At 40.0% G+C, this 14,717-nt stretch carries 14 protein-coding genes and 1 tRNA gene; 8 read left to right on the top strand and 7 right to left on the bottom strand.

All coding sequences use genetic code 11. The annotated features are described in order from the left end of the window. Positions 1-413 precede the first annotated feature (413 nt). The 3 genes from yidC to KMW37_RS01875 form a co-directional block, all read right to left on the bottom strand. Positions 414-2,210 carry a membrane protein insertase YidC gene (gene yidC / locus KMW37_RS01885; protein ID WP_215222901.1) on the bottom strand — a complete coding sequence of 599 codons (1,797 nt, stop codon included), beginning with the start codon at positions 2,208-2,210 and terminating at the stop codon, positions 414-416. Positions 2,211-2,266: 56 nt separating this feature from the next. Further along, a complete protein-coding gene (locus KMW37_RS01880; protein WP_215222900.1) occupies positions 2,267-3,889 on the bottom strand; it encodes a CTP synthase in 1,623 nt (540 codons plus the stop codon). Between the two features lie 246 nt (positions 3,890-4,135). Further along, complete coding sequence (locus KMW37_RS01875; RefSeq protein ID WP_168196248.1) at positions 4,136-4,279, bottom strand: hypothetical protein; 144 nt, start codon at positions 4,277-4,279, stop codon at positions 4,136-4,138. A gap of 194 nt (positions 4,280-4,473) precedes the next feature. On the opposite strand from KMW37_RS01875, the gene KMW37_RS01870 reads away from it, so the two are divergent. From KMW37_RS01870 to KMW37_RS01860, 3 genes are read left to right on the top strand one after another with little or no spacing between them, the layout of a single operon-like run. After that, a complete protein-coding gene (locus KMW37_RS01870) occupies positions 4,474-4,941 on the top strand; it encodes a hypothetical protein (RefSeq protein ID WP_215222899.1) in 468 nt (155 codons plus the stop codon). Continuing rightward, positions 4,941-6,362, top strand: coding sequence for a CCA tRNA nucleotidyltransferase (locus KMW37_RS01865; RefSeq protein ID WP_215222898.1), 1,422 nt, complete (start codon positions 4,941-4,943; stop codon positions 6,360-6,362). The genes KMW37_RS01870 and KMW37_RS01865 overlap by 1 nt, the downstream gene beginning before the upstream one ends. A 7-nt stretch (positions 6,363-6,369) precedes the next feature. Beyond that, entirely contained in the window at positions 6,370-7,086 is a 717-nt protein-coding gene (locus KMW37_RS01860; RefSeq protein ID WP_215222897.1) for a tetratricopeptide repeat protein, read from the top strand. 227 nt (positions 7,087-7,313) lie between these two features. Here the strand turns inward: KMW37_RS01860 and KMW37_RS01855 are convergent, their stop codons facing one another. Next, positions 7,314-8,693, bottom strand: a complete 1,380-nt coding sequence (locus tag KMW37_RS01855) for a S41 family peptidase (protein ID WP_215222896.1) — start codon at positions 8,691-8,693, stop codon at positions 7,314-7,316. A gap of 217 nt (positions 8,694-8,910) precedes the next feature. Between KMW37_RS01855 and KMW37_RS01850 the strand changes: the two genes are divergently transcribed. Continuing rightward, positions 8,911-9,108: a hypothetical protein gene (locus KMW37_RS01850; RefSeq protein ID WP_215222895.1), complete on the top strand. Its 198-nt coding sequence runs from the start codon at positions 8,911-8,913 to the stop codon at positions 9,106-9,108. Between the two features lie 108 nt (positions 9,109-9,216). Beyond that, positions 9,217-10,368 (top strand): MraY family glycosyltransferase, encoded by a 1,152-nt coding sequence (locus KMW37_RS01845; RefSeq protein ID WP_215222894.1) that lies wholly within the window; start codon positions 9,217-9,219, stop codon positions 10,366-10,368. A 75-nt stretch (positions 10,369-10,443) separates the two neighbouring features. Here KMW37_RS01845 and KMW37_RS01840 read toward each other — a convergent pair whose 3' ends face one another. The 3 genes from KMW37_RS01840 to dinB form a co-directional block, all read right to left on the bottom strand. Then, the gene (locus KMW37_RS01840) at positions 10,444-11,223 is read right to left on the bottom strand and encodes a DUF2490 domain-containing protein (RefSeq protein WP_215222893.1); all 780 of its coding nucleotides are present in this window, start codon (positions 11,221-11,223) and stop codon (positions 10,444-10,446) included. 23 nt (positions 11,224-11,246) lie between these two features. Continuing rightward, on the bottom strand, positions 11,247-12,032 hold the full coding sequence (locus tag KMW37_RS01835) for a DUF3050 domain-containing protein (protein WP_215222892.1): 786 nt from the start codon (positions 12,030-12,032) through the stop codon (positions 11,247-11,249). Positions 12,033-12,158: 126 nt separating this feature from the next. Next, positions 12,159-13,355, bottom strand: a complete 1,197-nt coding sequence (gene dinB, locus KMW37_RS01830; protein ID WP_215222891.1) for a DNA polymerase IV — start codon at positions 13,353-13,355, stop codon at positions 12,159-12,161. A gap of 227 nt (positions 13,356-13,582) precedes the next feature. On the opposite strand from dinB, the gene KMW37_RS01825 reads away from it, so the two are divergent. The 3 genes from KMW37_RS01825 to KMW37_RS01815 all read left to right on the top strand — a co-directional run bounded on the left by KMW37_RS01825 (position 13,583) and on the right by KMW37_RS01815 (position 14,694). Then, on the top strand, positions 13,583-14,044 hold the full coding sequence (locus KMW37_RS01825; RefSeq protein ID WP_215222890.1) for a GNAT family N-acetyltransferase: 462 nt from the start codon (positions 13,583-13,585) through the stop codon (positions 14,042-14,044). Further along, positions 14,044-14,496 carry a GNAT family N-acetyltransferase gene (locus KMW37_RS01820; RefSeq protein ID WP_215222889.1) on the top strand — a complete coding sequence of 151 codons (453 nt, stop codon included), beginning with the start codon at positions 14,044-14,046 and terminating at the stop codon, positions 14,494-14,496. Before KMW37_RS01825 ends, KMW37_RS01820 begins: the two co-directional genes overlap by 1 nt. Positions 14,497-14,611: 115 nt before the next feature. Next, positions 14,612-14,694: transfer RNA gene (locus tag KMW37_RS01815), tRNA-Leu, on the top strand. Positions 14,695-14,717 lie beyond the last annotated feature (23 nt).

Here is a 14,717-nt window from a genome sequence, read left to right as displayed (position 1 = left end):
CAAATTCACGCTACACAAAGATATAAGTTTAATTTTTACATGAAACAGTTTGTTTTCCACATAGGGTTGTGGATACTGATTAACTGGTTGATTTTTAATTTTCTGCGAGGCTAATTCTACTATAAAATCTATTGAAAAAACATTGTTGTACCTTAAAAATTGAATTGCGTGAGAAATAATGGAAAATTCAATCTGCAAGAAAAAAATATAAATTCTGGTAAAAAAATCTTTTTATAAGTACTGTTTTATAGGTGTTTGATCAAATTCTATCAAAGAATAAGAAGAAAGCTTTAATGGCTAATTTAAAACTAAAAGGGAGATGTCCTGTATGCCAAGTTTACATATGGCTAAAATAAAAGAGGAAACAAGTTACTGTTTCCTCTTTTATATTTGTTTGAAATTAAGGTTTAGGCTTATTTTCTTTTTTTGCCAGCGTCTGCAGCTTTCATAGCTTCTTCCAATCTAGCTTGGAACTTGGACTTTTTCTTATTGGCATTTTTCTTTTTGTTGTCTTCAACTTTTTGACGGATTTTGTCATCATCCACAAAACGCTTGATCAAGGCTTGCTGACCAAATGTTACCATATTGGAAACGAAATAGTAGAAACTCAAGGCTGCAGGATAAGAGTTAAGAACAAACATAAAGGTCACTGGCATAATGTAACCAAGGTTCTTCATTGGGCCTTGCGCAGCAGTCAGCTGGTTGTTGAAACGCGTATATACTATTTGGGAAACCGTCATCAGTAAGGTGAAAAGGCTCACGTGGTTACCATAAAAAGGAATGGTGAAAGGAAGATTGATGATGGAATCGTAAGTAGAAAGATCATGGGCCCAAAGGAAAGGCTCTTGCCTTAATTCAATTGAATTAGGGAAGAAGAAGAACATGGCAAACAGGAATGGCATCTGCAACAACATTGGCAAACAACCACTGATAGGGCTTACTCCAAGTTGTCCGAAGAGCTTCATTTGCTCCTGTTGCATTTTGGTAGGGTCGTCACCGTATTTTTCCTTCAATTCATCGATTTCAGGCTTGATTACCCTCATTTTAGCCATTCCAATATAAGACTTGTAGGTCAGTGGGAAAAGGAAGGCCTTAATGATGAATACAATCAAAATAATGATGATACCATAGTTGGAAAAGACTTTTTCCAATACATGGAACAAGTTGACAATGATGTATTTGTTGACCCAGCTTACAAAGAAGTAGCCCATGTCTACGTTTTTCTCAAATTCAGGGCTTACCTTTTTTAAGAGTTTGTAATTGTTAGGGCCAAAGAAGTAGCTGTTGTTTGCTTGGCCATTCACCATGTTAAGGGAAAGGCTTGCAGTCATATCCTTCACAGACATGGTGTCTGTAGGAGTAGCTTGTACCAGGTTGACATCTGAGAACTGCTCGTCAGCGATCAAACCAGCACTAAAGAAACGCTGTTTGAATGCGACCCATTTTACAGGGCTAGAAAGCTGCTCGCTGTCCTCATCAGAAGAAGCACTTAAATTATCAAAATCACCTTCTTTGGTGAAATAGTTAATATGTGTTTTTCTTCTGGACTCACTGATATCGGCTTCTTGCTTTTTCAATTTGTTGTCCCAAGTGATGGCAATTCGCTGATCAGTCAAGCTGTTGATGCCATTGGCTGAGATACTTTGGGCTAGCGTGTATTTGTCCGATTGAAGGGTGTAAATCCTTTTGATGCTTCCAGAACCAGTATTGGCAGTGAAAGTAAGTTTCTGAGCAGGATTTTCTTCAATAGTGGTGTTCTCAATACTAGAATTGAAATAAAACTCATTAAGGCTGATCGGGCCTTTGCTAGTTTGAATCTGGTAATCAATGGCAGCGCTTTTCTCATCAATTAGGATAAGAGGCTCTTTTGACCAGGTTTTGAAGTCCTTTAGTTCAACACTTTTGATTTCACCACCTTTTGAAGAGAAAATGATTTTTACTAGGTCGTTTTCTAAAACAACCTGCTCTTCATTGCCTGTTACCAAAGCTGCAAATTCTCCGTATTGCTGTTGGTTTTGGAGATTTTGTAGGCTGTCAGGTAATGTGATAGGGCTTGTTTCTGCCTTTTTTGGCGAAGTTTCCTCAGCTAGGCTTTCTGTAGTAGTGGTACTTTGCTCATCTGTTACTGGCTGCGGTTCGCTAAAAAAGAAAGTGTAAACCAAAAGCACAGCTGCGAAAAGGATAAGTCCTGTCGCTTGATTTCTGTCCATAATGTTAGATTTCTGAAACCCGGAAAGGGGCTTAAGTAGCCCCTTCCGAAATTATTTTAATTGTTAGTCTTTTTATTATCCAATGTTGCCTTAATGAACTTTACAAATAATGGATGTGGATCCAAAACGGTACTCTTATATTCTGGATGGAATTGAGTCCCTACAAACCATGGATGGTTTTCAAGCTCAACAATTTCCACTAATCCACTTTCTGGATTGATTCCCGTGGCTATCATCCCCTTATCATTGTATTGTTTCAGGTAGCTGTTGTTAAATTCATAACGGTGACGGTGTCTTTCCTGAATTTTAGCTTTGCCATAGGCTGCACTTACTTTGGTGCCTTTTTTAATGTCACAAGGATAAGAACCCAAACGCATGGTGCCTCCCATTTGTTCGATGTTTTTCTGTTCCTCCATTAAGGAAATCACAGGATTGCTAGTTTCTGGATCCATTTCAATAGAATTGGCGTCCTTCAATCCGATTACGTTTCTGGCAAATTCAATTACAGCTACTTGCATACCCAAGCAAATACCAAAGAATGGGATGTTTTGGGTACGGGCAAATTTAACAGTTTCCAGTTTTCCTTCAAGGCCTCTTTCTCCAAAGCCCGGTGCCACTAATATGCCATCCAACTCACTGAGTTTCTTGGTTACATTTTCTGCATTGACTTCTTCAGAGGAAATTAGGCTTAAGTTTACTTTTGTCTCACAGGCTGCACCGGCATGGGTGAAGGCTTCAATGATGGATTTGTAAGCATCAGGAAGAGAAACGTATTTTCCTACCAAGCCGATGTTAACTTCTGAAGTTGGATTTTTAAGTTTGCCCAAGAATTCTTTCCAATGCTCCAGCTTGGTGTCTGATTTGGAAGGAAGTTTTAGTTTGGACATTACCCTTTCGTCCAGCTTTTCCTTTTTCATGTGTAGAGGCACATCATAGATGGTCTCCGCATCCATTGCTTCAATCACACAGTTTAATTGAACGTTGCAGAATAGTGCTAGCTTTTTCTTAACATCTGCAGGCAAATGATGCTCTGTACGGCAAACCAAAATATCTGGCTGAATACCCGCTTCCAGTAATTGCTTCACTGAGTGTTGGGTAGGCTTGGTTTTTAGTTCCTTTGCAGCAGAGAGATAAGGGATCAAGGTAAGGTGGACAACTAAGAAGTTATTTGGCCCAAGGTCCCAACGTGCTTGTCTAACGGCCTCAATAAAAGGAAGGGATTCGATATCGCCCACGCATCCACCTATTTCGGTGATGACAACATCGTAATTGCCTTCTTCCCCTAGTCTATAGAAGCTGTTTTTGATTTCATCCGTAATGTGAGGGATAACCTGAACTGTTTTTCCTAAGAACTCACCTTTACGTTCTTTGGTAATGACATTATTATATATCCTTCCTGTTGTGACATTGTTGTCTTGGGAAGTATTGGTATTCAGGAATCTTTCGTAGTGACCAAGGTCAAGGTCAGTTTCTGCTCCATCCTCAGTGACATAGCATTCACCATGTTCGTATGGATTAAGAGTTCCTGGATCGATGTTAAGATAAGGATCGAATTTTTGGATGGTAACCTTGAAACCTCGGGATTGTAGCAGTTTTGCCAATGAGGCTGCAATGATCCCTTTACCTAATGAAGAAGTTACTCCCCCTGTAATAAAGATATATTTGGTGGGTGATGCCATAAGAATATTATAATGTTTTGTTTGAATTCCTATGGGGCTCAAAATTAAATAAAATTATTGACTTGAGGGAGGAGGAATGGATTAAAATTTTGTTTCTCCTTCCAAAATGGCCCACAGGAATGATTTGTCGCTGAATCGAAACTGGAATTAGCTTTGTGCTTGATTGTTAAGGAATTAATGAAAAAAATCAAAAGAGGCCATCCGCCGTGGCGGATGGCCTCTTTTGATATGCACAAGTGGCTAATATTATTTAGAGAACTCTTTTTTAAGTTCTTCTACGTCCACGTTTTTGATTACAGGCTTAGCATTCAATTGCTTGATCTTAATTACACGGGTAACTTGTCTTTGCCTGTTTCTTCTAGCTTTTCTCTTTAATGTAGTAACTGCCATATCTATTCGAGTTTTAGTTCTATTCCAAACGAAGGGCAAAGGTAGGGAAAATATTTGTATATTCATCAAGATGTATTTGAAAAATAAGTAAGTGAGCGTGCGTACTGGCGTAAATTGTAGTTAATCTCAAAAAAAATAGCTGCTACTTCATAAAGTATTTTAATTTTGCCGTTTAAATAAATAAAAATTAGCAAATGGAAATAAATACCATTGTCCGTTTACTGCGAGAAAATGGCCGAGTTTGTGTCCAGGAAGGTGTGGGGAAGAAAATCGAGTTGATCAACCCTGATCACTACGATGAAGTAGCTGACCAATCGGCGATATATTTACTTACCGATTTGTTTCAAATCCGCGCACTGGCTGGTCAATTTTCTGAAATTGCCCTAGATATCGTAGAGTATGCGACCAAGCCCACAATTTATACTTCTCTGGCCAGTCCATTATTGAGTAATGGCCCTGTAGAAGATGGAAAGGTGAAGTTTAGCATATTAAAGCAGGGCTTCTGGAATAAAGTGGTTTTTAGTTTTAGTAGGCCTCTATTATATAAGGAAGCTTTTGAGCAGGAGGAAGCCGGACTTGTAAAAGACAAATTTCCATTGTTCCGATCGGATGTGAAGCGACTGTTTCTAAGCCCAGATGGTGATGTCAAAATAGGTGACTAATGAATTTATCGAAAGAAATAGCAGAGATTGATGTAATCAAGAGGGTAGGAGCTTGTGCAGATGAGTTAGGTTTTGAGGCTTATGTGGTTGGTGGATTCGTAAGAGACTTATTGTTAAAAAGATCAAGCAAAGACATAGATTTCGTCTGTGTGGGCAGTGGAATAGAACTGGCCAAAAAAGTAGCAGGTTCTTTTGGTTATCATGTGCCATTATCGGTTTTCAAAAACTTTGGTACAGCTATGATTAAGTTGGAGGATTGGGAGCTGGAGTTTGTAGGGGCCCGGAAAGAGTCCTATAGGCAGGATTCTAGAAAGCCCATTGTCGAAGATGGCACATTGAAAGAAGATCAGGAGCGTAGGGACTTTACCATTAATGCTTTGGCCATATCCATTAATGAGGCCAATTATGGAGAACTGATAGACCCTTTTAATGGTGTAAAGGACCTTAAGAGAAAGATCATCAAAACACCTTTGGATCCAGACACTACTTTTTCTGATGATCCCCTTCGTATGATGCGGGCGGTGCGTTTTGCGACCCAATTAAAGTTTGATATAGAACCGGATACTTTTGATGGCTTGCTGCGCAATGCCTCCAGGCTGGAGATTATATCCGGTGAGCGCATTATTGACGAGTTGAATAAAATAATTCTGTCAGATAGGCCAAGTTATGGTTTTAAGCTTCTTTTTGTAAGTAAACTTTTGCATCAGTTCTTTCCGGAAATGGTGGATCTTCAGGGGGTCGATTCGGTGGGAGATAAATCCCATAAGGATAATTTTTACCATACATTACAGGTGTTGGACAATATCTGTGATTTTACTGATGATTTATGGCTCAGGTGGGCAGCCATTATGCATGATATTGCAAAGCCAGTAACAAAGCGATTCAATAAAAAGGTAGGCTGGACGTTCCATGGGCATGAGGATAAGGGTGCTCGAATGACACCCAAAATTTTCAGAAAACTCAAATTACCTATGGATGAGCGCATGAAATATGTGCAGAAATTAGTAAGATTGCATTTACGGCCGATTGCATTGGTCAATGATAAGGTCACAGACTCTGCGGTAAGAAGACTGGTTTATGAGGCAGGAGATGATGTGGATGATTTGATGAATTTGTGTCGAGCGGATGTGACTTCCAAGAATCCCAATAGGGTGAAGCGCTTTCTGGCGAATTTTGATAAGGTAGAACAGAAAATTCAGGAGGTAGAAGAGAAGGACCAGGTTCGGAATTTTCAACCACCTGTATCTGGAGAAGAAATAATGGAAATATTTGGCCTTCCACCATCAAAAACGGTGGGAGAATTAAAAGAAGAAATAAAAGAAGCTATATTAGAAGGCCAAATTGAGAACAATAAAGAACAGGCTATCCAGTTAATGTTTAAGTTGGCTGAAGCCAAGGGTATTACCAAAAAGGAAAATTAGTAATTGTATGAATAAGTTTAGATTTACAGCATTAGCGTTATTTATGATCAGCTGTGGGGTGATGGCACAGGAGGTGAATTCCAGTAGCCAGCCAGCAAAAACGGATAGCAGTCAAAAGGCTGTGGACCAGTCAGCGATAAGAATTTACCAAATGGCGCTGAGGTATAATGACCCGGCAGTGGCCAAGAGTAAATTGTATGACTTGATAGAGAAATATCCTGAAAACCTCTTTTATGCCGAAAGACTGTCAAAATTGTATTTTGAACTTGAGCAATACAGTTCAGCAGCATTGGTGGCATTGGATATATTGAAGACAGACGATAAAAATATTCCCGCACTGGAAATAGCTGCTTATTCATTGGAACAGTTGGGAGCATTGGATAGGGCTTTGCCACATTTTGAGTCCCTGCACCTTTTGTCAGGAGATCTGTTTAGCTTATATAAGACGTCCTATCTTCAGTATTCTTTGAAGAAGTATGATGAAGCTTTAAATTCAGTGAATATGCTGATCAAAAACAATAAATCTGAGGAGGAAAAACTCACTTTTCCCAAAAAGGATAACACTACTCAGGATGTCAGCATGAAGGCGGCAGCTTTGAATCTGAAGGGGTTGATTTATAAGGAGCAAGGAAGCAGTTCTGAAGCAAAAGCTGCATTTGAGGCAGCATTGGCAAATGCACCAGGTTTCGAACTTGTCCAGGAAAACTTGAAGGAGCTTAATTGATTTGCGAGTAAATAGAATATAATAAGGTAAGGCCACTTCATAAGGAGTGGCTTTTTTATTGCCAAGGTTTTGAGAAGAAGGAGATTGTGAATATCAGAATAGCGTTTCCCCTGCAGATTGAGGATGAAAAAATATCAGCTTGAAGAAAGGGGACACTGATGCATAGGGCAAAAAAAGATCCAGAAGAAGCCATTCTCTTCTGGATCTTTAATAAATAAAATGCCTTTTTATTCTTGAAGTTTTATTGGGCTTTCGACCATTTTTCCAAACCTCGCTTTTCTTTCCAAACTATTGGCCAATACTTTGCGGTCAAATGTTTTCAATCTATCTCCACTGCTGACGCCTGTTATTTGTTCTATGACTGCTTTGAGTAAAACCTCATTGGTGTCTCCAAAAGGTAAAAGTCTATAGGCGAATTCATTTATGGGAATGTTAGGGGTAAAGCCTTCGCTATATTCAGATTGATTCTGGCTATTGAAACTTTTAGAGACGATTGGGAGCATGCCGTAGTCATTGTCCTCGTCTTCTTCATCTTCAATAGGAATAGACCCTACGTTTTTACCATAAGTGGTTTCACCGACAATTACGACATTCATAAAGGGCTTTAGCCCATTAATGATCAATTCACTTGAGGAAGCGGTGTTGCCCGTAGCAATTACGTACAAAGTGTTTGAGGCAATTAGGCTTCCTATGTTTTGGCTTTTACTGGTGAAATGATTGGTAAGGGATGCCTCGCCATATTGTTCTATATAGTCAGGCTGAACATTACTATTGTACTCGGTCCTAGTGAATACATCGGTTTCAGTAATATTTGGAGCTATCAGGCTGGCTAAATTAATCGCACTGTTTACATAGCCACCTCCGTTATATCTTAAGTCCAAAACAAACTCATTGATACCTTTTGTTTGAAAGTCAGAAAAAACTTCGTCTAGTTCTTGGTTAAAGCTGGTGTTGTCTCCAGGAGCAAAGAAATTATAAACCAGATAACCTATTTTTTTATCACCAATAGTATAGACAGAATCCATAAAGAGTGGGTTTTCTGAAAAAATAGTGGTACTTACTTCTACAGGGTCTTCGATCGGTAAGTATGTTTCCTCCTCATCATCATACCGGTACATGTTCAGTGTATGTGCTTCTTCTGTGTCTCCAAGTAATTCTTGGTAATTGTTCAGGGTGATTTGAGTATCGTTGATTCCTACAATAACATCGTCCCTTTGAATGCCGGCAGCTTCTGCAGGGCTACCTTTTTTGACATACAGCACTACAGCCAAGACATTGCTAGTTGTTTCGCTTTCCCTAAACAGGATGAATTCGTATCCAGCTTCTTTGCTGGTGCCTTCCAAAGCACTTAGGAGTTCTTGGAAGTTAGGGTAAATAACAGAGAAACGATCTTGATTTACCAAAAGGTGATTAAAGTAAGCCTCTGGGGCAGATTCATCAGAGATAGGGTTGTTCATACTGGCATGCCAGTAATACCAATAATCCATGTTTGCCTGAATCCAATTGTTGATGTTGACAATAGGGTTTTCGACTTTATCGTCATCAATATTGTCATTAGGATCAGAAGGGTCTTCCGAATCTTTACAGGAAGTTATAAAAATGGACAATGATAAAACAAGAAGGGTGAATATGCGAAAATTTCTAGCGAGGATCATAAGCATAGGGTCTTAAATGAAAATATTATTCAAGAATCACTTAAATCTATTCTCAATGAATTAGGTTTAAGTAAATATCAATTTAAGATTATTAACGAAATAAAAGTACTGGTTAGGTGAAAAATATAAAATTAATATATCGTAGTTATTGTATTTTGAAGGTGCTAAAATGGAGAAAAGTTTGGTAGAGGGCCAAGGTCAAGTCAAAAATACCCCTTTTGGGGTATATGAAAATAGTGATGGGCTCATTAGCTTTGAAGACGCATCCATATTAGTAGAGGATGATAAGATAACAAGCGTGTTGTTTTCTACCCTTTGTGTAAAATTGGGTAGGGTTTTCTACAGGATAATTTCTGTAATTGAGTAGGAATCACCCCTTGAAATGAAATGAGGCCAAACTTGCTTTGGTGGCATTCGAATTGTTTAAGTATGATAAAGAATACATTCTCTTATTTACCCAATTAAGTTTTTTGTTATGATTCAATTATTTACAAGCCTGATTTCTTTTTTTGTTGGACTGTTGGTGATTCCAATTATTATTAAAATAATTAGGAAAAAGAATCTTCTGGATAAACCTGGAGGAAGGAAAATTCATAAAGAGGCAATTCCTTCCATGGGAGGGATCGGGATATTCCTAGCAATGTTAGTGGGGTTAGCGTTCTCTTTAAATTTTGAAGAACTAAGTCAGATTAGGTTTTTACTCTTGGGCTGTGGGGTGATGTTTTTGTTGGGGCTTCAGGATGATCTGGTTGAGTTGACTCCTTTACAAAAACTATTAGGGCAATTGTTTGCTGTATCCATTGTGGTTGTTTTGGGAGATGTTCGAATAAGTAGTTTCTATGGCTTTTTAGGAGTAGGAGTACTGCCTGTATGGTTGAGCTACTCATTGACCATTTTTACTGTAGTTGGTTTGACCAATGCATTTAACCTCGTGGATGGATTAGATGGTTTGGCGGGGACCTTGAGCTTGATTTCCTTTGTGTTTTTAGGAGGCTGGTTTTTGTTGACAGGATTTAATGTGTATGGAGTATTGGCATTGTCTGTGTCAGGTGGGGTTTTGGCATTTATGGTGTATAACTGGCATCCTGCCAAAATATTTATGGGAGACACAGGTTCCTTGACCATAGGTTTTTTGATGGCGATTCTTGCGATTGTTTTTGTGGAGGCTAATGGAGTGATATTAAATGAAACCCATTATTTGAAGTTTCAAGCCCCAATAACTGCAGGCTTGGCGTTGGTACTGGTTTCTTGCATAGATACGCTGAGGGTTTTTATTAAAAGAATTCGTAATGGAAAACCGCCATTGGCAGCAGATAAGTCTCATGTTCACCACTTTTTGATGAGAATGAACATGGGGCATGATCAAGTAGCGATTGTTTTGGGTTTAATTAAACTTGGTTTTTTGTTCCTAGTGATCAGCTTTGCCTCTTATTCAGACAATTTGCTGCTCCCATTGGTCATTGGAAGTGTGGTAGGGCTTTGTTTGTTCTTGGATGCAGTGACTCTCAAGAAAGTGAAGAAAATAGCCAAGTCGTCACCGAGGATTTTGGATCTTGGGACCTCTCAAAATATGGGGATGGAGCAAAGGCGGCATAGAGAGAAAAGTATGGAGAAAGAACCTGCATAATGATAAAATACAATTAACAAACAAGGCCACAATATCTTAGATATTGTGGCCTTGTTTGTTAAACACAGGCGGATATTAATTCATCAGATTGATATAGTGTTTAAGTGTCATCCTGAAAATATTGGACTGTTTATAAATGTTTTCAAGGGGGGTAGAAGCATACTGATACATGTAAATAAGATCCAGTTTGATATTGTCATTGACCTGAAGGGTGGGACCAAGAATAAACCTGTTTTGGTCAAATGGAGTAGGGGAAGATTCCTCAGTGCTTTTGATGAAAATCTCATCTCCTGCCTGGAGTGAAAGAGCCCTGTTGTTTGAAGGAAAGTTAAGCAAGGGGATGTTTACCATAAAACGGTAGCGGAATCGGAAGCTTAACGGGGCCCTATAACTATTGTCTCCATCCTTTATTTTAAAAGATCTTTCTTCCACCGAAAGCCTTTGCTTTAGTTTAGTTATTCCAGTTTGATGGGAGTGGGAGATTTGTTGAAAAGGCCTTGACTCAATAATGGATATTTCTTCGCCTTGATAGGAGCCAAGATGGGCAAAGCCAGCGGCTAGCTCTAGCTGTTCATTCCAATTGTATATCACTCGGGTCCTGGCGATATATTTGTTTTTTTGATTGAGTTGCTCTTTGTACCTGATGCCAAAGTCGGATTTCAAACTCCAGTTTTCATTGAATTTGGTTTTGTTCCAATATCGAAACCATTGCTGATTGCTGCGAATGACTTCTTTGTTCTGAGCATAGCTGTTCTCAGAACAAAGAAGCATGAACAGCGTCAAAACAAACCCTAATTTCAAGGGGAGTGTGTTGGTAGGGTATATTGGGATAATTCTTGATGAAGTAATTATCATTAGAAAAATGGTTTCGGTGTCAGTTATACCTCTAATAGGGCTTTTTTAGCAATTTTGTGATTGATTTGATTCCATAATTTGATCCTTTGATTTAGGGCTTGTTCCGCGATTTTCCCTGCCTCAGTCCATTTGTTGTTGTCTTCTCCGCATAGCTCAGCAATCATTTGCATGGACAAAGGGCCGTGTTGGTCTCCATCAAGCTCTATATGCCGTTTTAGGTAATAGCTTAATTTGCTATAAGAATATTGCTTTTCCTGCTCCGCTTTTTTGATAATCTCAATGAACATATCAGGAATCAGGTCTTCACGCCCAAAGGTAAAGGCTGATGCAATAAGGTGGGGCTTTCCTGTTGCGATCACTTCAAAAGTAAAGTTGACAAAATCCTTTACAGCAGGGTCGGCATTGACCATGTCCAAAGCCTCTTTTACAGCATACCCTTCTTTAATCAGTCCGGTAAATTGGGTGATTTCCTTGGTGTCAGCCCCTGTTTGTTCCATGGCATCTATGTACATTTCGTAGTGGCTCTTAGGTTCGCCCAGTTCATTGATGTCACTCTCTTCACCGTGCACGATTTCATTGATAAAACGGCTTAAGCTTGGATTGCTGGCAGGTGTCCAAGGTAAAGAAATTCCCGTAAGGTCTCTTTGCAGTGCTTTGAGCAAGGACATAAAGTCCCATACGGCATAAACGTGCAGCTCCATGAAAACTTTGATGTCTTCTATGCAGGACAGCCCTGCATATAGCGGGTGTTGGGAAAGTTGCTTTTTTAAAGGTCCTATTTGCGCTTCGATGCGATGAATTTCCTGCATGATATTGCTTTTGTATTGGATGGCTAGGGTAATGGTTTAGCCAGTGTGATAATGTTAGGATGAAAACCGACTGCGAAATTAAGTAAAAAGAGTGTAGGATAATAGTCTTGAAGAGTGTTAGTTTGGTCAAGTGGACAATCCATTGAAAGGGTTGAAGCTACGTCTTCCCACACTCATGCCGATTGCACGGCAAACGGTTTTGTCACCGTACTTTATATTGATTTTGTCCAGGGCCTGGTATAGACGGATACTTTCTTCCGTATCCTCAAAGAGATTGATTTGGTACTGGCCATGAACCAGTGCGCTGAAGCGAACTCCTATTAAGCGGATAAGCAGGCGGCGGTTGTATAGTTTCCTGAACAGTTCCTTGACAACGGGGATCAGGGTGTGGTCTGCCGAGGAGTAGGGGATACGTTGTTGCATGGTGTGGGTGTCAAAATCAGAATAACGTATTTTGATGCTTACACAGCAGGTTAATTGCTTGTTTTTTCTGAGTTTGGTGGTTAGCTGTTCTGTCATGGCTACCAAAGTGGCTTCCAACATCCTGACATCGATGGTGTCCTGGCTGAAGGTGTTTTCTGTAGAGATGGATTTGGCCTCGGTATAGGGGATAACAGGACTTCTGTCTATCCCATTGGCTTTGTTCCATAGTACTCTGCCGTTTTTTCCAAATGCACTTTCCAGCAATTCGGCGGGCATGGTTTGCAAGGTCTGGATTTTCTTTACTCCCATGCCATAAAGGCTTTGGGCGGTTTTCTCTCCAATCATGGGGATCTTTCTGACAGACAAGGGAGCCAAAAAAGGCTTTTCCGTTCCCAAGGGAATTTCTTTTTCATTATTGGGCTTGGCTTCTCCGGTAGCTACCTTAGAGACCGTTTTGTTTTCCGAGAGCCCAAGGGAAATGGGGAGCCCGCTTTCTTTGATGATTTTTCGACGAAGTTCATGGGCCATTTTGAAACAGCCAAAAAACTTGTCCATTCCTGAATAATCGATATAGAATTCATCAATAGATGATTTTTCGAAAAGAGGCACTTCTTCTCTGATGATTTCGGTGATCTCATGGGATTTTTGGCTGTAGCGTTCTGAATCTCCCCGTATGATCAAAGCTTCAGGACAGAGCTGCCGTGCAGTACGCATGGGCATGGCCGAGTGAATACCGAATATACGGGCTTCATAACTGCATGAAGCCACTACACCACGGTCCCCAGTGCCACCAATGAGTATGGGCTTTCCGTTGAGCCTGCTGTCAAATAGCCGCTCGACCGAAACAAAGAAGGAATCCAGGTCCATATGGACGATGGTTCTAGGGCTTTCTGTATTCATGATGTAAATTTAATAAACGTTAAAATGTTTATAATATAAACTAACGTAATAATGTTGTGATGAGTTGGGAGATAGCCAGACATTTTGTGTCTTTAGAAATAAAGTAGGGGAGAAGTAATTAAGGCTGTTATCTCAGAAAAGTATAGCTTAGGGCAACTTCTAGGGCTTTTTGGATGTTTGGAGGAAATGGGGAATTATTTTTAATATAGTGAAGTATAAAATTAAATATGGAAAGCATCAGGATTATAGATTACAGCCCAAGCCTGCAGCCTCACTTTGAGTCCATTAATAAGGCTTGGATTATTGAGCATTTCACATTGGAGCCAATCGATGTAGCCGTTTTGGAGAAACCACAGGAAAATATCATTGATCAGGGCGGTGTGATAATTTTTGCGGAGCTGGAAGGAAAAATAGTGGGGACAGTGGCGCTGAAGTGTCATGAGGAAGGTGTGTATGAAATGACCAAAATGGGTGTAGTTCCTGCTGCTCAGGGAAAGAAAGTTGGTTGGGCCTTGGCCCAGGCCATTTTGTCAAAGGCTGAAAGTTTGGGAGCAAAAAAGGTGGTATTATATAGTAGTCGGAAATTGACTCCGGCTATCAATATGTACCGTAAATTGGGGTTCAAGGAAGTGGTTCCAGAAGCAGGGAAGTACAGTAGATGTGATATTAAAATGGAAGTTGATATTTAATGGCTGAATCAGGAAAACCAGAAATCATTATTCGCGAAGGAAGCATAGCCGAGGTGCTTTCACTAAGTGTGGCCATACCGGAGTTTAGCGATCCCTATGGGGATGATGTTTATGTCGATAGGCTCAAAGGTAAGCCCCATCTGATTTTGGTGGCAGAATATGGAGGGAAGTTGGTTGGTTTTAAGGTGGGGTATGCCATGGATGATGAGCAGTTTTACTCCTGGATGGGAGGGGTGTTGCCGGCATTTCGGCGTAGTGGAGTTGCAGGGATTTTGGCAGATGTGCAGACCAACTGGGCCAAGCAGTCAGGCTATGTGAAATTGGTTTTCAAGACAAGGAATATGCACAAGGATATGATCCGCTTTGCATTGAAGCGGGGTTTTATGATTACAGACCTGATCAAAAGAGCTACGGTGGAAGATCATAGGATTATTTTGGAGAAAAAAATATAATTTTAATTCACTTGAAATCAGATTATAAATGAGATAGAGGGCTTGTTTTGCCCATAAATATTTGGTGAACGTTTGGAGCAATAGTTATATCTTTCTACTTTTGCAGACCTATCCCGCGCACGTGGTGAAATTGGTAGACACGCCATCTTGAGGGGGTGGTGCTCTATGGGCGTGGAGGTTCGAATCCTCTCGTGCGCACAAAACGGCCTTTCGGTATTTCC

This window comes from Echinicola shivajiensis (assembly GCF_018642165.1).
GTDB classification, from domain to species: domain Bacteria; phylum Bacteroidota; class Bacteroidia; order Cytophagales; family Cyclobacteriaceae; genus Echinicola; species Echinicola shivajiensis.
Note: the sequence above shows the minus strand (reverse complement) of the source record. Positions and strands in the feature narration are given on the sequence as shown.